Annotated in this window: 18 protein-coding genes; 7 read left to right on the top strand and 11 right to left on the bottom strand. The window is 62.2% G+C overall.

Annotated elements, in window-relative coordinates:
* Positions 1 to 16 precede the first annotated feature (16 nt).
* Positions 17 to 1,141 (bottom strand): glutamyl-tRNA amidotransferase, encoded by a 1,125-nt coding sequence (locus APT63_07060; GenBank protein AMA45408.1) that lies wholly within the window; start codon positions 1,139 to 1,141, stop codon positions 17 to 19.
* 202 nt (positions 1,142 to 1,343) lie between these two features.
* On the opposite strand from APT63_07060, the gene APT63_07055 reads away from it, so the two are divergent.
* Complete coding sequence (locus APT63_07055; GenBank protein AMA45407.1) at positions 1,344 to 1,823, top strand: MarR family transcriptional regulator; 480 nt, start codon at positions 1,344 to 1,346, stop codon at positions 1,821 to 1,823.
* A gap of 66 nt (positions 1,824 to 1,889) precedes the next feature.
* Here the strand turns inward: APT63_07055 and APT63_07050 are convergent, their stop codons facing one another.
* The 8 genes from APT63_07050 to APT63_07015 all read right to left on the bottom strand — a co-directional run bounded on the left by APT63_07050 (position 1,890) and on the right by APT63_07015 (position 9,057).
* The gene (locus APT63_07050; GenBank protein ID AMA45406.1) at positions 1,890 to 2,387 is read right to left on the bottom strand and encodes a flavin reductase; all 498 of its coding nucleotides are present in this window, start codon (positions 2,385 to 2,387) and stop codon (positions 1,890 to 1,892) included.
* A gap of 11 nt (positions 2,388 to 2,398) precedes the next feature.
* Positions 2,399 to 3,358: a Vanillate O-demethylase oxidoreductase gene (locus APT63_07045; protein ID AMA45405.1), complete on the bottom strand. Its 960-nt coding sequence runs from the start codon at positions 3,356 to 3,358 to the stop codon at positions 2,399 to 2,401.
* A 48-nt stretch (positions 3,359 to 3,406) separates the two neighbouring features.
* Complete coding sequence (locus APT63_07040) at positions 3,407 to 4,147, bottom strand: 3-oxoacyl-ACP reductase (GenBank protein AMA45404.1); 741 nt, start codon at positions 4,145 to 4,147, stop codon at positions 3,407 to 3,409.
* Positions 4,148 to 4,157: 10 nt separating this feature from the next.
* Positions 4,158 to 4,634 carry an aromatic-ring-hydroxylating dioxygenase gene (locus APT63_07035; protein AMA45403.1) on the bottom strand — a complete coding sequence of 159 codons (477 nt, stop codon included), beginning with the start codon at positions 4,632 to 4,634 and terminating at the stop codon, positions 4,158 to 4,160.
* Positions 4,634 to 5,917 (bottom strand): Rieske (2Fe-2S) protein, encoded by a 1,284-nt coding sequence (locus APT63_07030; GenBank protein AMA45402.1) that lies wholly within the window; start codon positions 5,915 to 5,917, stop codon positions 4,634 to 4,636. Before APT63_07030 ends, APT63_07035 begins: the two co-directional genes overlap by 1 nt.
* A 51-nt stretch (positions 5,918 to 5,968) precedes the next feature.
* Entirely contained in the window at positions 5,969 to 6,331 is a 363-nt protein-coding gene (locus APT63_07025) for an IacB protein (GenBank protein ID AMA45401.1), read from the bottom strand.
* 17 nt (positions 6,332 to 6,348) lie between these two features.
* On the bottom strand, positions 6,349 to 7,518 hold the full coding sequence (locus tag APT63_07020) for an acyl-CoA dehydrogenase (protein ID AMA45400.1): 1,170 nt from the start codon (positions 7,516 to 7,518) through the stop codon (positions 6,349 to 6,351).
* A gap of 633 nt (positions 7,519 to 8,151) precedes the next feature.
* Positions 8,152 to 9,057, bottom strand: a complete 906-nt coding sequence (locus APT63_07015; protein AMA47811.1) for a transcriptional regulator — start codon at positions 9,055 to 9,057, stop codon at positions 8,152 to 8,154.
* A 163-nt stretch (positions 9,058 to 9,220) separates the two neighbouring features.
* Here APT63_07015 and APT63_07010 point away from each other — a divergent pair, with 163 nt between their 5' ends.
* The 6 genes from APT63_07010 to APT63_06985 all read left to right on the top strand — a co-directional run bounded on the left by APT63_07010 (position 9,221) and on the right by APT63_06985 (position 15,831).
* Positions 9,221 to 10,147: a LysR family transcriptional regulator gene (locus APT63_07010; GenBank protein AMA45399.1), complete on the top strand. Its 927-nt coding sequence runs from the start codon at positions 9,221 to 9,223 to the stop codon at positions 10,145 to 10,147.
* A gap of 357 nt (positions 10,148 to 10,504) precedes the next feature.
* On the top strand, positions 10,505 to 11,788 hold the full coding sequence (locus APT63_07005; GenBank protein AMA45398.1) for a Rieske (2Fe-2S) protein: 1,284 nt from the start codon (positions 10,505 to 10,507) through the stop codon (positions 11,786 to 11,788).
* Entirely contained in the window at positions 11,788 to 12,264 is a 477-nt protein-coding gene (locus APT63_07000; protein AMA45397.1) for an aromatic-ring-hydroxylating dioxygenase, read from the top strand. Before APT63_07005 ends, APT63_07000 begins: the two co-directional genes overlap by 1 nt.
* A gap of 267 nt (positions 12,265 to 12,531) precedes the next feature.
* Positions 12,532 to 13,776 carry a porin gene (locus tag APT63_06995; protein ID AMA45396.1) on the top strand — a complete coding sequence of 415 codons (1,245 nt, stop codon included), beginning with the start codon at positions 12,532 to 12,534 and terminating at the stop codon, positions 13,774 to 13,776.
* Between the two features lie 21 nt (positions 13,777 to 13,797).
* On the top strand, positions 13,798 to 15,099 hold the full coding sequence (locus APT63_06990) for an MFS transporter (protein ID AMA45395.1): 1,302 nt from the start codon (positions 13,798 to 13,800) through the stop codon (positions 15,097 to 15,099).
* A gap of 72 nt (positions 15,100 to 15,171) precedes the next feature.
* Positions 15,172 to 15,831, top strand: a complete 660-nt coding sequence (locus tag APT63_06985; GenBank protein AMA45394.1) for an NIPSNAP family protein — start codon at positions 15,172 to 15,174, stop codon at positions 15,829 to 15,831.
* Positions 15,832 to 15,916: 85 nt separating this feature from the next.
* Here the strand turns inward: APT63_06985 and APT63_06980 are convergent, their stop codons facing one another.
* Together APT63_06980 and APT63_06975 are read right to left on the bottom strand one after the other, a co-directional pair.
* Positions 15,917 to 16,825, bottom strand: a complete 909-nt coding sequence (locus tag APT63_06980; protein AMA45393.1) for a hypothetical protein — start codon at positions 16,823 to 16,825, stop codon at positions 15,917 to 15,919.
* A gap of 42 nt (positions 16,826 to 16,867) precedes the next feature.
* Positions 16,868 to 17,989, bottom strand: coding sequence for an MFS transporter (locus tag APT63_06975; GenBank protein AMA47810.1), 1,122 nt, complete (start codon positions 17,987 to 17,989; stop codon positions 16,868 to 16,870).
* Positions 17,990 to 18,025: the final 36 nt, after the last annotated feature.

The raw sequence follows: 18,025 nt of genomic DNA, 5'->3' as shown, positions 1-18,025 counted from the left end.
CCAACCCGCGTGGGAATCACTGAGGTGTTGCGCAATGCATGTTCTGCAGCAGGCGCTCGGCGACTGCCAACAGCTTTTCGTCGGCCCCCTTGGCGCCGATGAGCTGCAGCCCGACCGGGAGGCCCGATTCGCTGACCAGTGGAATGGACAGTGCAGGATGACCCGAGAGGTTGAACGGCCTGACCAGCGACGTCATGCCAAGCACAGCCCGTGTATCGCTTGCGTCTTCGACACGCAGCGGGAAGTCCGGCATGGTCGGCAGCGCCAGCACATCGAATCGCGTCAACGCGCTGTCCACCTCCTCGGTGAATCGTCGACGCACGGCTTCTGCCTCAGCCAAGGCCGACGCGGTCGTTTCGCCTGCTGCGGCCAGTCGCCCGGCGATATCCGCACCTACCTGTCCGGTTGCCAGAAGGTGGCCGCAGGCATCGAAGGTCTCACGGTTGATGACGACCATGCCTGCCTCATAGGCGGCATCGAAGTGCTCGAATGCAATGTCCTCCAGGCTCAGGCCGCTGGCGGTGAGCGCCTCATGCACGACCTTCTGGATCGCCGCCTCGGCAGTCACCCGAAGCACCCCCACCCTGGCCTGGCGTGGCACCTGAGCCAATACGAACGTGGGATCCATCATGGTCATCGCCCGGATCAGCATGGGCAAGCTGGCGGCGAACGGCCCGACACAATCCAGCGTGGTGTGACGTGGCATCACCCCATTGCGACTGACCCGGCCGAACGTTGGCTTGAAACCGAACACCCCACAGCAGCAGGCGGGAATGCGCACCGAGCCTCCGGTGTCGGTACCGAGGCTGAAGTCAGCCAGGCCAGCGGCAACCGCAGCGGCCGATCCGCTGGAAGACCCCCCCGGAATCCGCTCGGGATAATGAGGGTTCACGACTGTGCCAGTGTAGTGGTTGATGCCCGTGGTGCCGAACGCCAACTCATGAAGGCTCACCTTGGCCGTCAAACGGGCTCCGGCGGCCAGCAGGTGGGTGACCACATCGGCATGCTGAGCCGCCAAGGGTGCCTGTTCGAGTGACTTGCTCGACGCGCGGGTCGCGGTCCCGGCGACGTCGATGGTGTCCTTGACAACGACCCGCGGGCCGGTGCCGCCCAGGTCGAGGGTTTCCACGATGATGGTCATTCTGAGCTACCTCTTCGATGATGGGGTGCCAGTGAAGCCAAGGGCGGCACGCTTACTATTCACATGAAACATCAACTGAACATTCCATTAAAAATCAGCCCCATGCAGTCTGCGTCCGACGGCGGTTCGAGGCGTTTCCATCATGGCCAAATCCACCGAACCGGCTATGATGTCGCGACTATTTCGCATACGCAGTGAAGCCATGAGTAACTCGACACTGAAAGGCCACGCCCACCACGACCCCGCCAGCGATGAATTTCGCAAGGAAGATTTCCCCTTTTACTGGCTCGCCCGCGTTCATGGTCGCTACTCGCAGAACATGGAGCGCCTGCTCAAGAAGGTCGATCTGGACGTACCTCGTTGGCGTGTGCTCTGGATCCTGAATGAGAATGGTCAGTCGAGCATTTCGGAAATCTCCACCCATGCCATTGCCAAGCTTTCGACGACGACCAAGATCGTCTATCGAATGAAAGACGACGGCCTGGTACAGACCGCCCAAAGCGCAGAGGACGGTCGTGTTACCCAGGTGCAAATCACCGAGCAGGGCGTGCTGATGATCGAACGCATGCAGGACGTGACCCGGGAGCTGTTCCAGCGCAGCTTCAAAGGGCTGACCGATGCTCAGGTACAGCGCTTGAACCGGATGCTCGAAGTGGTGTTCCACAACCTCGAAACCTTCTAGAGGTATCGACGCCCTTGCCGAAAAAAGCCCAGCGCTGCTGGGCAAAGGGTGAGGCATCGAGCGCCGTCAGCACGCTTTGGAAGCTTCTCCAAGACGGTGATAGGCGCGGTTGAAATACACCAGGCCGTCGTCGGCGCCGCCGCAGCGAATGTCCTGGATTTCGCAGTAGAAAATGCTATGTGAACCCACCTCGTGAACCTGGGCGATATGGCAATCGAAATTGACCAACGCTTCCTGCATCACCGGCGCACCGCTTTCGAGCACTGTCCAGTGGGTGGTGGAAAAGCGCTCCTCCATGTTCAGGTCACGGTTGGCGAACGCTCCCGAGAGCGCCTGGTGAGTCCCTGCCAGCACGTTCACGCACAACGCCTTGTTGGTCTTGAAATGCTCGTTGGAGTGGGAAGACCGGTTCATGCAGACCAACAGCGTAGGGGGCGAGTCGGTAACGCTGCACACTGCCGAGGCGGTGAAACCGAAGCGCCCGGCAGGGCCGTCGGTGGTGATGACCGACACGGCGCCACCGAGCATCGCCATCGCGTTGCGAAATTGGGTTACGTCTACCATGGTCGTTCTCCTCAAATATCCAGCACGAGCTTGTTGGACTTGGCTCGCGAGCAACACACCAGAATCTGGTCGTTGGCGGCCTTTTCTTCGTCTGTCAGGTACACGTCACGGTGATCGGGTTCGCCCTCCAGCACTTCGCACATGCAAGTGCCGCACACGCCTTGTTCGCAGGAAATCTCGATCTTGATGCCGACCTTGGCCAGGGCGTCGAGGATGGTCTGCCCCTGGGCGACCTGAACCGTCTTGTTGCTGCGCGCGGCGACCACTTCGAAACCGCCGCCGCTGGCATCGACCTCTACCTGGAAGTATTCCTTGTGGATATGGTCTTCGGCATAGCCCTGCTGGCGAGCGCCTCCAATGACCCAGTCCATGAAGCCTGCAGGCCCGCAGGTATACAGGTGCGTCCCGGCCGTGCCGCTACCGAGCACCGCGGCCAGGTTCAGGCGCTGTGCGGGATCCTCGTCGTCGAAGTGGGTAACCACCCGATCCTTGAAGGGCGCATCGGCCAGCTCGCCCAGAAAGGCGCTGTGCGTGCGCGAACGTCCACAATAATGCAGCTCGAAATCGGCCCCCTGCTGATGCAGGGCAAACGCCATGGCGATCATCGGTGTGATGCCGATGCCGCCCCCGAGCAGGAGGGTGCGCTGGGCGTCGGGTGCCAACGGGAACAGGTTGCGCGGCGCACTGATCTGCACTTCGCGCCCTTCGAGCAGGGCTTGGTGCACCCCCACTGACCCCCCGCGCGAGGCAGGGTCCTTCAACACACCCAGGCGATACACCGAGGTATCGGCCGGGTCGCTGCACAGCGAGTACTGACGCACCACGCCGGGGGCGACATGGATATCCACATGAGCGCCCGCTTCGAAGGCCGGCAGCGCCGCGCCATCGACATGCCCCAGATCCAGGACGACGACATCGGCGCCCTGGATTTCGCGCTTGCGCACGACGACATTCAACAATTCTTCTTTCATGGCAGTGTCCTGCATAACATCGGAGGCGAACGGGCGCCTCCGGAAAACTCAACGCATGAACAGCCCGCCGTTCACGTCCCAGGTCGCCCCGGTGGTGAAGTAGGCTTCAGGCCGCGCCAGTTGCACGATCAGTTGGCCGAGGAAATCGGCATCGCCCAGCTGCTGCACCGGGATAGCGGCGAGCAGCCCCTCCATGCGTTCAGCCGGCACCGCCGCCCGCACCGCAGGCGAATCGATCGGCCCGGGCGCAATGGCATTGACGGTGACGCCACGGCTGGCAAATTCCTTGGCGAAGATCTTGGTGAGGGTGAGGATCGCCCCCTTGCTCGCCGCGTAGTGGGCGCCGGTGGCGGTCCCTCCATTCTGTCCTGCCAGCGACGCCATGTTGATGATGCGACCGTAACCGGCCTCGGCCATGTGCGCGCCCAGCACCTGACACCCTAGGAACACGCTGCGCAGGTTCAGGCCGACCACCGCATCGAATTCGTCCGGGGTGATCTGCATCAGCGGCGTAGTCTTGGTGACCGCCGCGTTGTTGACGACCACGTGCAGCGCGCCGAAGTGTTCCAGCACCTGTGCCAAGGCCTGCTCGAAATCGGCTTTCGAGCCTACGTCGAGCTTCACCGCCAGTGTGCGCCCCCCTGACCCCTGCAATGCCTGAGCCGCAGCTTCGGCCAACGCCAGATCACGGTCGGAGACCACGACATCGAAGCCTGCGGCCAGGAGCTGGGCACAGAAGCGTTGCCCCAAGCCCTGTGCGGCGCCCGTGACCAATGCAACTTGGTTCATGCTCGCCCCCTCACAGGATGTAGCCGATACCGGCCAGGGTATCGTCGCTGTTGATCAGGCTGATCACCTTGCGGTGGATCCTGAAACCACCTTCGGCACGCACCAGGGTGTAGGTCACATCGGCGCTGTAGTGCTTGAGGCTTTCCTTGCGAAACTCGCGGATGTTCTGCGCGGCGCGCACGGTGACGTTGACGCCGTCATCGTCGAGCACCCGGATGCGCGAGATCGTGCGCACGGTGCGGGGCTGCGGGCTGGTCGAGATCGACTCGCCGCCGATCAGCCGCTGCACGCGCAGGCCGCGCATGTGGTGGTCGTCGTAGGCGTAGTTCAGGGTGTTCTCGAAATCGGTTTCCTTGGGATCGATCGGGATGATGTAGGTCCCTTTTTCGGTCCACAGCTTCAGCCAGCCGTCGTACTCGCCGTGGTCGAGCATGTCGCCTTCCTGCCAGAGAAAGGCGGTGACTTCGTTGAGCAGCTCGAGGTTCATCATTTGGCCTCCGCGGTCATCATCTTCTTCCACTGCTGGTAGGCCGCGCGCATACCGGTCTCGGCACTGACGTCGGACACCAGGCCATCGGGGGTGGGCTTCTCGCCGGGCAGGCCACGGTTGAGCATGATCCACAGGTTCTCGCCGGCGTTGGCGCCTTTCTGGACACGCTCCCAGGCCTCGGAGTCATCCGGGGTGCCGAAGCCCATCGGCCCCTGGAAGTGCTCGTGCAGGCGCAGGCGGTAGCGGTTGGCCGCAGCCGGTCCGCCGTCCATGGTGATCACCGAGTGATGGATCTCGGTCTCGGTCACCGAGATCGGTTGCAGCACACGGAAGAAGGCCATGGAGCAGGCGACGTTGGGGAACAGGTTGAGGTTGAAGCCCGAGCCGCCGACGGCGCGTACGATGCGGCGTACCTGCTGCTCCTCGATGCCTTCGTCACGCAGTTCGGCGGCCAGGGCCTCGAAGCGCTCGGGGATCGGCTTGTCGAGGTCGGCTTCGAGGTCGACCAGGTCGGGGATCATCACCATCACGCTGTGGCCGTTGCCCAGGTCCTCGACGTAGCCGGGGCCTTTGACGAAGTCGAACAGCTCCAGGGTCTGCTCGTCGACCGAGGACAAGAAGCTCTTGTGCACCAGCGGGAAGTGGTAGGCGTCGGTGGTGTTCTCCAGCTGGATCTTCCAGTTGCCGGGGAAGCGGAAGCGGTGCTCGCCGGGCACCTTGATGCCATAGCCGGCGCCCTGTTTCATGAACAGGTCCATCCACTTCTTCGCCGCACCGAGGAAGTCTTCCAGCGGCTCGATGTCGTCCTTGAAGGTGGCGAAGACCATGCCGGCATAGCGTTCGGTGCGCAGGCTGACCAGCGGCAGCTCGGCCTTGTCGATGCAGTCGCCGTAGCTTTCCGGGTGTGGCACGCCGCGCAGCGAGCCGTCCAGGGCGTAGCCCCAGCCGTGGTAGGGGCAGACGAAGCTGTTGGTCTTGCCCTTCTTGTGCTCGCAGACGGTGGCGCCGCGGTGGCGGCAGCGGTTGAGCAGCACGTTGATGCCTTTCTTGCGATCGCGCACCACGATCACCGGCTGCTTGCCGATGTAGGTGGTCTTGTAGCTGCCGGCGTCGGGGACTTCGCTTTCGTGGGCGACCCAGATCCAGGTGCTGTGGAAGATCTTTTCCAGCTCGGCGTCGAACAGCGCTGGGTCGGTGTAGAGCGAGGTGTGGACACGGTCGGCCTGCACCAGTTCGGCCGGGTCGACCGCCAGGTTCAGGGCGGGAATCAGGTTGGTCACGGGGTACTCCTTGCCAGCATCGATGGCTGGCTGTTCTCGATACTGAGGTGTTCAGGCGCGCTGGATGATCAGCTCGCGGCCGACGCGAGCCTCTACCTTGGCGTAGCGCCACAACTTGTACGGCCCCTCGCCCACTGCCGTGGTACGGAACAGGTTGCAGGCTGCATGGACGGTCTCGATGTCCGGCACGTCGGCCAGCAGGTAGGTGGTCCAGGGGAAGCCGTCCGACGGGCCGACCATGCCCTGGTCGTCATCCATGTTGCCCAGCACGTTGACCCCGGCCAGGTCATGGATGCCATTCCACATCGCACTGAAGGCAGCCCAGACCTGCAGCTGCTCTTCCCGTGGAGCATCGAAGAAGTTCTGGTTGATGCCCATGCAGAACAGTACGCGCAACGCTTTCTTATCGTTCATTTCAAAGATCCCGACAGTTACAGGTAGCCCGGCAGGGGCTGTTTACCGAAGAACATGGCGCCGGCGTTCTGATAGGTGACGTCGCCCATGAAGGCATGCTGGGTCACCACCTGAGCGTCATTGACGCAGCGGGCCAGCGGACTTTCGTTATAGATACCGGTCATGCCCGAGAGCATTTGTGCGTTGCGTGCCACGTCGGCCGCCACTCGGGTCGCGTGAGTGGACGACAGACGCAGCAGGTTGATGGTCTCGACAGGTACAGGGTCGCCTGCCAGCACGTGATCCCAGGCCTGTTCGATGGACTCATAGAAGAAGGCACGTGCCGAACGCAGCGCGGCTTCTGCCTTGGCCACATCGACCTGTGCCAGAGGACGCTCTGCCAGCGACGGTGCGCCGGTGACGGAGATGCGCCCGCTGGCCATTCCGGACAGTTCGTCCAACGCTGCACGCGCCACGCCCAGCCCGACCACCGACAGCACCTGGGTAGCCAACGACAACGAGGGGTAACGGAACAGCGGCTCGTCCAGGTTGGACTTGCCACCTCGCACGAACGTCCACTCCTCGCCCACCACGACATCCTCGACGACCACGTCGTGACTGCCGGTGCCCAACAGGCCCACGGTGTCCCAGGTTTCCTCGATACGTGCCTGGCTGCTCGGCATCACCGCCAAGCGTGGCAGGTCCAGCTTGTCGCCATTACGCGGGGCGATGCCGACACCGATGATGTCGGCGCCCATCGAGCCACTGGAGTACTTCCAGCGCCCCTTGACCTTGAAACCGCCTTCGACGATCTCGGCAGGCTGTGGCGGGAAAATGCCACCGGCAAACACGGTATCCGGACTTTTCTGATAGATCCGTGCAATGGTTTCCAGTGGCAGCGCCGCCAGATACACCGGGCTCATGCCGAAGCTCGCTACCCAGCCGGCCGAACCGTCGGCATGGGCAATACGCTCGATCATTTCGCAGAACTGTGCAGGTGTGCATTCCAGCCCGCCAAAACGCTTGGGCACCAGGGCGCGATAAACGCCATGGGCTTTGAACGCATCGACCACGTCCCGGGAAATGTGTCGCTGACGGTCGAACTCACCCAGTCGGGCACGCGCTCGAACGCCGTCAAGCAAGGCCTCGAAGGCTGGACCAGTGGAAAGCGCCGACACGGGCGCTGCACGCAGGCATAGCGAATCCATAGATTTTCTCCGTCTCAGGCACGGTAAGGACGAGGGGCAAGGAAGGAAATGCCGGGGCCCTTGCGGGAACTGGCGCTACCGATGATCGGTAGGGATGTAGCGGTGCTTTTGCATGAAACGCACGCACCACGTTTCACAAGCAGGTCTTGATCGGGCGGCATGGTATGTCTCTCTTTTTGTAGGTGCCGATGACCAAAATGTGCGATTAATTACGTGAATTGTCAATTGATTATTCACGCTAAAAAGGGCGTGAGCGCGCCCCTGAAAAAGTGGAACCGATAACCATCGGCAGCGTCATCTTATTGTTTTTTAAGTACTTTTATTTTCAGTTATTCCGCATTTAAAAAAACCCTATCGCGAAGTGATTTTAAAATCGTCCGATAAACGAACACTTTAGATCGATCCGGGTTGTGGGATGGATGCTCGACCGCTGGAAATGACGACGCACGACAGCGCTGTCGAGAGTCGCTGCCCTGCGTCAAGGGTTCACGGCAGGCGCCATGCTTCAGGGACGAGTCAAATCACCAAGGCGGTAGCGCCCCAGTGGAGGTAGCTGGACATGAAGGATGCAAAGGTGCAGGACGAGCGCCACGGCCTGGCCCAGGCACTACCTTGCCTGAACCTGACGGTCGCTCAGTTGCCTTGAGCGCGATAGGTGCGGGGAGTGACGCCCCACTGCTTCTTGAACGTCTTGGAAAAATGCGCCGAGTCGGCGAACCCCCACCGCGAGCCTATCTCGGTGATCGAACGGTGACTGTAGGCCGGATTGCGCAGATCCAATGCAGCCTTGAGCAAACGCTCGCGCAGAATGTAACGACAGACGCTATCCCCGCGCGACTCGAACAATCGATACAGCTGACGACTGGAGATACCCAGCTCCTCAGCAAGGGCGACCGGCGACAGCCGTGGCGAGTCCAGCCGCTGCTGAATCAAGGACTGCACCTCATGCAGGTGCAACCCGGGTGAGCCATCCCGAGAAGGATACTCCACGACAGACTGCAATAGCCCTACCAACGCCGTTTGCAGGCCATCGCCATCCTCGGGCCGTGCCCATTGCTCGAGCTCGCCCGCTGCCACTTGGCGGACGATCGTACCCAGCAACTGGCCACAGGCCCCGGTAGTCGACAGCTTGCCAAACTGGCTTGGTTCCAGGTGCTTGACCCGCTCGCCTGGCAAATGGATCGACACGTGGGAGAAGAGCCCGCGAGGAATCATTTTCATCCCCTGCGCGGAGTCGAGCAGCGCCAGATCGCCTTCGCGCAAATCGAGCACGCGGTCCCCCAGCTCGATGGACATCTCTCCGTGCTGCTGTAACACAAGGAAACAGTGAGGGTCGGCATCGCGGCCTGCCTCAGAGCCTGACCGAGCGATGGCATTGGCATTGGCATTGCTGCGGATATGGGCCACTTGGGTCTTGCCGAGCAACGAGCGCCGTAATTCGCCGATGAAAAGGCTCTGGCAGTGGTCATAGCGGGTTTCGAAGCGCCCGCATACAGCGTGCACCTTCTCGTTCCAAACAGACATCGCATGCCCCTTCACATCCACCTCCAACGCTGATTCGCCCTGTAATAGTGCATTTTTCACGTGATTATGGGTAACAAAAAACTGATGTAGCATGGCAAAGCACGGAGCGGGCCAAGGTGGACCGGTGACCTGCACTCGACGAACCGCCGCCGTTCGCCAATGACAAGAGACCTTTGTGATGCCCAACCCGACAGCGCCTCAGCCCGACCTGCACGACTACCGTCTGCGCTACCTTTTTCTGTGTCATGAGAAAGGCTCGATGCGCGCCGTAGCCGAGACGCTGGGGGTTGCGGCCTCTTCGGTCAGCCGGCAGGTGGCAAAGCTGGAAGAAGAGATAGGAATCGAGCTGATAAAGAAGTCGACCCACAAGGTGTGCCTAACGGCGGCAGGTCTGCTGTTGGTGGATTACTACGTCCAGCGGATGAGCCAGCAGACGGCACTGTTCGATCAGCTCGCGGAACTGCAGGCGCGCGAAGGTGCCTCGACGGTCATCGCCATTGGCGAAGGCCTGCTGGGCGTCCGCGCAATCGCATCGCTGCAGGCGTTTTTGCGCCAGCACACCGCGCACAAGGCCGAAATCATTACCGCACCCTCTTTCGAGGTGCAACGAATGGTTCTGGCCGACGAGGCACACCTGGGCGTCGTGTTCTCTCCCAGTGCCATCGCCAGGCTGAACCGCCTGTTCAGCGTGCCACAACCGCTACGGATGATCGTTCACCGACAAAGCCCGCTGGCCAGCCGCTCGTCCATCAGTCTACGGGAGATCGCCCACGAACCCTTGGTGCTACCGGGTGCCAACTTCCGGGTGCGTCAACTGGTCGATGACGCCTGCAAGCACCAGCCCTTCCAGATCCTGCCGGCCCTGACCTCGAACTCGTTGACGGTGATCCTGGATTTCGTGCGCTCCGGGCTAGGGGCCACGCTGCTCGCCGAGCTGCCTGTCATCGAAGAACTCAAGGCTGGTACGTTCAAGGCCATCGCGATCAGCCACGACGAAATGAACAGCACCGAGATCCAGATCGTCGCACGGCGGGGCCGCGCGCTTGACGAGCTCTCCAGGGCTTTGGCCATCGAGATGGCGAAGGCCGTTCGGATGGCTATCTGACCTTCGCACGGGTGTTCCATCGCAGTGCCACTCAACTCGTTGCGTAAATCGCAACGACATTGATCCTGCCTGTTATTGAGCCAAGTCGGTGCTGGCATTAGCGTTTGACCTATAACGCTTCACGGCAGATGAAGCACATAACAAGAGGGCCAAGCCATGACCGTGCGTGACATAACATCCCATCCCCCTAGCATTCCACCTTCCTGCCTGCAGGCGCGCTAGCGCCGGTCCGTATGGCGCTGGCCTGAAGGTCTCTCGCCTCTTTCATCGACCCAACAACCCTGCTCGGCAAGACGCGCCTGCCTCCCCGACACGTGACGGGTAGCGGCTGGCTGCCGATCTGATAAAGGTGACACCGTGACCCACCTGATTCCCGCCCTGAACCTGGCGGTCGACCCGGCCGAGCTGGTGCAGGCCGACCGTGTCCACACCTCGCTCTACACCGACCCGGCGCTGTTCGACGCCGAGCTGGAAAAGATTTTCTACAGCACCTGGATCTGGGTCGCCCACGAAAGCGAAGTCCCCGACGCCGGCAGCTACAAGACCACCTACATCGGCAAGCAGCCGGTGATCGTGGTGCGCGACCGCAAGAAAGGCATCAACGTGCTGCTCAACCGCTGCCGCCACCGCGGCGCCACCGTCTGCGAGCACAAGAAGGGCAAGACCAACAGCTTCGTCTGCCCCTACCACGGCTGGGGCTACGCCCTGGACGGCTCGCTGCGCGGCGTGCCACACCCGGAAAGCTACGGCGACTGCATCGACAAGGCCGAGCTGCCGCTGGTCAGCCTGCGCACCGAACGCTATGCCGGCATGGTCTTCGCCACCTTCAAGGACGACATCGAGCCGCTGGAAGACTTCCTCGGCGCGGCGAAGAAGTGGATGGACCTGTTCATGAAACAGGGCGCCGGCTACGGCATCAAGGTGCCCGGCGAACACCGCTTCCGCTTCCCCGGCAACTGGAAGATCCAGCTGGAGAACACCACCGACGCCTACCACTTCCCGCTGGTGCACAAGAGCTTTTTGTCCTCGGTCGACGAGCAGACCCTGGAGCTGTTCGACTTCGTCAAAGGCCCCGGCTACGTCGAGGATCTGGGCAACGGCCACAGCGTGATGGTGATGATCCCCGACCTGGTCGACCTCGAAGCCGACCTCGACAAGCCGATCCCCGAGCGCTTCGAGGCCCTGGCCGCCGAGCTGCGTGACGAAGGCATCGAGGAGCAGCAGGTACGCCGCATCGTGCGCGCCGTCGGCGGCTCGGGCTTCAACCTCAACCTGTTCCCCAACGTCGCCTGCTCCATGGCCTTCTTCCGTGTGCTGCAACCGATCTCGGTGACCGAGACCGAGATCCATCACTCGGTGATCACCATGGACGGCGGACCGGCTGCGGCCAACCGCTACCGCCTGCGCCTGCACGAGCACTTCCAGGGGCCGATGGGCTTCGGCACCCCGGATGACTCCGAGGCCTGGGAGCGTGTCCAGAAAGGCGCCAACGCCGGCGAGAACCTGTGGATCATGCTCAACCGCGGCCTGCCCGGCGAGAAGCCCACCCCCGATGGCCTGGTATCCGACGTCAGTGCCGAGACCGGCATGCGCGCGGCCTACCAGCAGTGGAAGAAGATGATGACCGCGGAGGCCAAATGATGAACCTCGAGCTGCTCAACGAAGTCACCGCCTTTCTCTGGCAGGAAGGCGACATGCTCGACCATGGCGAGTACGACGGCTGGCTGAAGCTGTGGACGGAAAAAGGGACCTACATCATCCCGATCGATCCCAAGGAAACCGATTTCGAGAACACCCTGAACTACGCCTACGACGACCACCACATGCGCGGCCTGCGCGTGCAGCGGCTGATCGGCGGCGAGTCGATCTCGACCAGCCCGCAGCCGCGCACCGTGCGCACGGTCTCGCGCATCCGGGTGCTCGACGATGACGGCGTCAACGTCACCGTGCGCGCCGCGCAGAACATCCGCGAGTTTCGCAAGGAAAGCCTCAAGCACTACAGCGCCGATGTGACCTACACCCTGGTGCGTGCCGAAGGCGATTTCAGAATCCACCGCAAGGTGATCAGCCTGATCAACAGCGACGATACCCTGGCCGGTATCGGTTACATCCTCTGAGGGAGATGGTCCTGGACGACCAGCGGCTCGACGTGGTCGTCCAGATCAGGAGGGTGCAAGAGCGCGATACCTGACTGGAGAGAGAAAACAGAGCGACGAACACATCGTGCTGTGCTGTTCCCAGGCGCGCGGCAAGCGCCTGGTGCTGGATATCTAAAACAACAAAAACACTGCGTGACAGACAAGCGGGCCTTAGACCTGCAGAGCTTTCTGCCCGGTTGGACGACTGCCAAGACCTTGTACTGATCACTTTTCCAGGATGATCCCATGGGACTCAAATGGCCGTTGCGTGCTACCTCAATGTGCATGTGCATGGGGACTACCCTCCCCCTGACCTGCTTGGCCGATATCGTCGATGACAGCCACCTGTCGCTGAATTTTCGTAACCTCTACCTGAACCGTAACTTCACCCACTCCGACGCGCCTGTGTCCAAGGTGGGCAACTGGTCGCAGGGCTTTGACCTGCAATTCGAGTCGGGCTATACCGACACGCCAGTGGCCATCGGCCTCGACCTCAATGGGCAGTACGCCCTCAGGCTGGATTCAACGGGCGATGACGGCTCCCTCCCCTTCAGTCGGCATGACCAGAAGGCCGCAGATGACGCTGCTCGCGCCGGTGCAACGCTCAAGCTCAAATACGCCAGGACACTCGCCAGGATCGGTGACCAGAAGCCCAATTATCCGGTGGCCTCCAATGATCCGAGCCGCCAATTGGACACCATCTACCAAGGGGCCGTGATCGAATCGCGCGACATCGACGACCTGACCCTGGTCGGCGGTCGGTTCTGGTCGATCGTCACCCGCGAATCTTCCAACCATGAGCGCCTCTATCGCTACGGGACCCGCGACAGCCTGGACAGTGACGGTCTCGACTTCATCGGCGCCACCTACGCGCTCACCCCTGACCTGCAGGGCAGCTACTTCCACGGTGTACTCAATGACATCTACAAACAGGACTACGCCGGCATCAAGCACACCCTGAAGCTCTCGGACGGTTACCAACTGAAGACCGACATCGGCTACTTCAACAACCGCGAGGACGGCGCCGCCCGCAGTGGTGCGGTGGACAACCAGGCGTACTTCGGCCTGCTCACCCTGGAAAAAAACGGGCACATGGTCGGCGCCAGTTATCAGCGCATGACCGGCGACACGGTGTTCCCCACCCTCAATGGCTATGTGCCGCAGGGGTACCTGCCGAACTGGGCAGGCTTGCCATTCATTCGCCCGGACGAGCGCAGCTGGTCGGTGCGGTATGGCTACAACTTCGCCGCCATGGGTGTCCCTGGGCTGAGGCTGTTCACCCGCTACATCAAGGGTACGGACATCGACCGCGGTGCCGGGCGCTCGCGAGACCGTGAAAGCGAGCGCGACATCATGCTCACCTACGTTGTCCAGAGCGGTCCGTTCAGAGACCTGGGCTTCGAGCTGAAGAACCTGAAGACCCAAAGCCGATACGGCAACGACTACGACGAGTTCCGGCTGGTGACCACCTACACCTGGAAGTTCTGGTAATGGCCTGCAAGGAGATGACGCATGACTGACCTCACCCCCCGCCTGGCCCCTGAGACCGACTCAGGCACCATGCGCCGCATCGTGCTGGCCTCCGTGCTCGGCAACGCGTTGGAATGGTATGACTTCTTTCTCTATGGCACGGCGGCTGCGCTGATCTTCGCACCGTTGTTCTTTCCGGCCGGCACCGATCCGGTGCTCGGCACCATGGCGTCCTTTGCAGGCTTCGCCGTGGGCTTTCTCGCCCGACCACTGGGTGGCCTGATATTCGGCCATATCGGCGACAAGGCCGGACGCAAGAAAGCCTTGGTGATGACCCTGGGGATCATGGGGATCGCCACCTTCGCCATGGGCCTGTTGCCGACCTTCGAACAGGTCGGCTACCTCGCTCCGGCGTGTCTGGTGATCCTGCGTGTGTTGCAAGGCGTGGCCTCTGGCGGAGAATGGGGCGGTGGCGTGCTGCTGCTCAGCGAAAACGCACCCAAGGATCGTGTCGGCTTCTATGCGGCCTGGAGTCAGCTGGGCGTATCGGGAGGCTTCGTGATGTCGGCTGCGGCCTTCTATCTCGTGCAGATGCTACCCCAGGAGGACATGATGAGCTGGGGCTGGCGCCTGCCATTCCTGGCCAGCATTCTGATTTTCGGCGTCGGTGTGTATATCCGCCGACGCCTGCCGGAAAGCAAGGCGTTCGTGGAGGAGCAGGCCCACCAGGATCAGCCTGAACATATGCCGGCCATGGAAGTGCTGCGCAATCATCCCAAGGCCGTGCTGCAAGCGATGGGCCTTCGCATTGCCGAGAATGGCAGCGCCTACCTGTTTCTCGCCTTCACCATTGCCTACGCGAAATTCACCAGGCTCGACACCCAGCTGGTCCTGGCCAGTGTCATGGTGGCCATGATCGTCGAGGCCGGTACCATCGTGTTCTGGGGCTGGCTATCGGACCGGATAGGCCGGCGGATCGTCTATGCCATCGGATCCGTCGGTTTGATGCTGCTGGCCTTTCCGTTCTTCTGGATGCTCGACACGCACTCACCGGTCTGGGTCTATCTGGCGGCGCTGCTCGGCATGGCCTTCTGTCATGGCGCAATGATTGGCACTCAGCCGGCGCTCATGGGCGAACTGTTTCCCGCCAAGGTGCGCTATTCGGGCCTGGCCATGGGTCACGAGATTGCTTCGATCTTTTCCGGAGGCCTGGCGCCCCTGGCAGCGACGGCCCTGTTCAGCCTCTACAAGGAGGCTTGGCCGGTGTCGATCATGTTGATCGTGATGGGCGCCATCACCACGGTCGCGGTCTTCTCCATACGACCCCAGCAACAGCCAGGCTGACACCGCTTCGTTTTGCCTGGGCTTGCTCGTGTCGGCAAGCCCAGGCCTTTATTTTTACCTGGAGAACATGCAATGCCTCACTTTCCTCCCCTGCTGGACACACCTGACACCGATCTCTACGAGCTGATCCGGTTCACCTTGCGCGTGCGCACGCCCGCACAGGCCCTGCCGCGGCTCAAGGTCGCGCTGCAGGAGGCGCTCGAAGGCGTGGAGCTGGTCGGATGCTGGCTGTCCGAGATCGGCCCGCAGAACACCGTTGCCGTCATGCGCCGCTTCAGCAGCCTGGAGGTTCAGGCAGCAGAGCGTCAGCGCGTATTGCTGGCGGCCGATGCCTTCGGTATCGGCGAGTTCGTCCTGGAACAGACCGTCGATGACTACCGCCTGTTTCCCTTTCTCTCGCCATTGCTGGCCGGGGCTCACGGTCCGTTCTATGAGTTTCGTGAATACGACTTGGTACCGTCCGGGGTCGCACCCACCTTGGCAGGCTGGCAGAAAGCGGTCACGGCGCGCACGGGCGAGCCTTACTCAGCGGTCTACGCGGCGTTCTACGCCACCAGCGGACGGGTTCCGCGTTATCTGCATATCTGGCCTTACGCCAGCCTTGAGCAACGGCTCGATGTTCGCACGCGTGCGGTCCGTGACGGCGTCTGGCCGCCCGAAAATTCGGGCCCGCAATTGCAGAAGATGAATTCGGTCGCTTATCTGCCCGCCGCCTTCTCGCCCTTGCAGTGAGGCACGGCGGTCTCCCAGGACGCCCAGGCAGGTTGGATCCCTATGATCTGCCTCTCGACACCGAGCGATCCAGGAAGCCCCTTTTCTACCCGCCCTCCCCACGCTCAACCCGACGGTAGAGCATGGGCGTCACCCCCACGTGCCTGCGAAAGCGCGCGGCGAAGTAGGAAGGATCATCGAAACCGCAAGCGGCTGCGATCTCGATCACCGGCGCATGGCTGTCCCGCAGCAAGCGGGCAGCCTGCACCATTCGCCGCTCGCTCAGGTACACATGCGGGGTCACCCCCACCGTGGTCTTGAACAGCCGCAGGAAATGAAACCGGCTGACGCCCACGAGGGCAGCCAGCTCATCCAGGCACAGATCCTGGGCCAGGTGGGTTTCGATATAATCCTTGACCCGGGCCAGCGCGGGCTGCCCGAGCGTCGACCGCCGGGTACCTGGCAGGGTCACCAGCAGGTGCTCACGACCGAGCAGTTTGGCGACCAGGTGGCTGGTGAACGTGTCATGCAGCATGGCGCAACCGGACCTCCAGGGCGCTTCGTGGAGCAACCCTCGTATCAGCAGCGACAGACCCTCGTCCTTGAGTGCGAGCGTCGGCTTGAAGTTGAGGCCGCCTCCACGAAAATCACCATGCTCCTGGCCTAGCTGCTCAAGCACTGCAGTGGGAATATGGATGTCGACGATGTCCAGAACGGTGCCTTGCCAGTGCCAATCGCACGCAACGCCCGCAGGGGTCAGGGTCAGGTCGTAACAGCCAAGGGCCGCGCGCTCCCGTCGACCTTCGATGGTGCGCTCAATGGCACCGCCTACCCCAATGGCCATGCTGAGTACCGGGTTCTCGCACAGGTCTATCAGACACGCGGTAGCCTGTGGCAGACGATGCGTGTAGATGCTCGCCGCCCGCAGCGAGGGGCTGGGCGCACTCACGGTGCAACTGAAACCACGCGGCAGTTGCTGGTACCAGGCGAAACCCTGCAAGTACGACGACCCCATCGATCCCCCTTCCGCGCCGCCCTGATGGCCGCGCAAGACACGCTACGGCAGTGGCAGCAATGCGTCCTGCCGTACCTGCCGGTGCAACAGGTCAGCACGCATCGACAGCCCGGCATGAATCGCCAATGCAGCCACCGAACAGGCCGCCGAGAAGATCAGCGCAGCGCCATAGCCGACCTCTTCGATCAGCTGCCCGGCGATCGCCGGCCCCAATGCGGCGCCGACGGAAATACAGACCGCCCCGAGTGCAACCAACTTACCGGAGGCATCGAACTCTGCCATCAGTCCGAACGTGTACGCGAGTACGAAGTTGATCGAGAACAGGAAGCACAGCGCGCCCGTTGCATAGGCCGCCAGCGAAGAAAACTGACCAATCAGAACCAGCCCGAGTAGCTCGACCGTCACCACGATGGCCACAGGCGCTATCCGACCGGCTTTCAGGCCTAGGGAGGAGGCGATGAAGCCGCCCACCGCATTGATCAGGAAGCCCACGGACAGCACGACGCCGCTCTGATCGGTGGACAAGCCGGTCTTGCCGCCGATCAGTTCGAGAAATGGCCAGATGGCCATGATGCCCATCATGAAAATCAGGCTCGCACCGAGACTCAGCCACACGATGACCTGATACCTCCCCTGATCTGCACCGCCGCCCATGGCCGCCACCCGAGACGGCTGGGCACTGCCCTTGGGCACCCAGAACAACGGGCCAAGCCCCATGAGGAGCGTGCCCAGGACCAAGGCCACGACCACGCCGCTGAAGCCCCACTGCGGGATCACCGCGACAGGTAGCAGGAGCAGCATCAGCGCGCCGGGCGCTGATTCCATGCCGAGTTTGAAACCGAAGGCACGCTCCGGTTGCGAACTGCAGCCGAAGATCACCATCGCCAGCGCATAAAGCGCCCCGGCGCAGCCACCTGCCAGCGCCAGCAGGCCGAGCAGTTGGCCATAGCCAGGGTTCATCAGCACGGCCGCGATCGCCAAGGCCATGCCTGTCGTCGCAACCCGCGCGATGGTGCGCCAGCTGAACCGGCTCACCCAGGCCAACGACACGACGCCGACCACCGCAAAAGCCAGGTTGGTGGCCAGCGCGAGTGTGCCAAGTTGCTGCTCGCCATACCCCAGCCGTGACCCCAGCACGCCGAAGAACACCGGCATGACATTCAGCAACAATGCTCCGGTAGACGATATCAACCCCGCGCC

This window comes from Pseudomonas monteilii, from assembly GCA_001534745.1.
In the GTDB taxonomy this organism is placed as follows: Bacteria; Pseudomonadota; Gammaproteobacteria; order Pseudomonadales; family Pseudomonadaceae; genus Aquipseudomonas; species Aquipseudomonas alabamensis.
The sequence above is the reverse complement of the archived record's forward strand: the minus strand, read 5'-3'. Positions and strand labels throughout refer to the sequence as shown.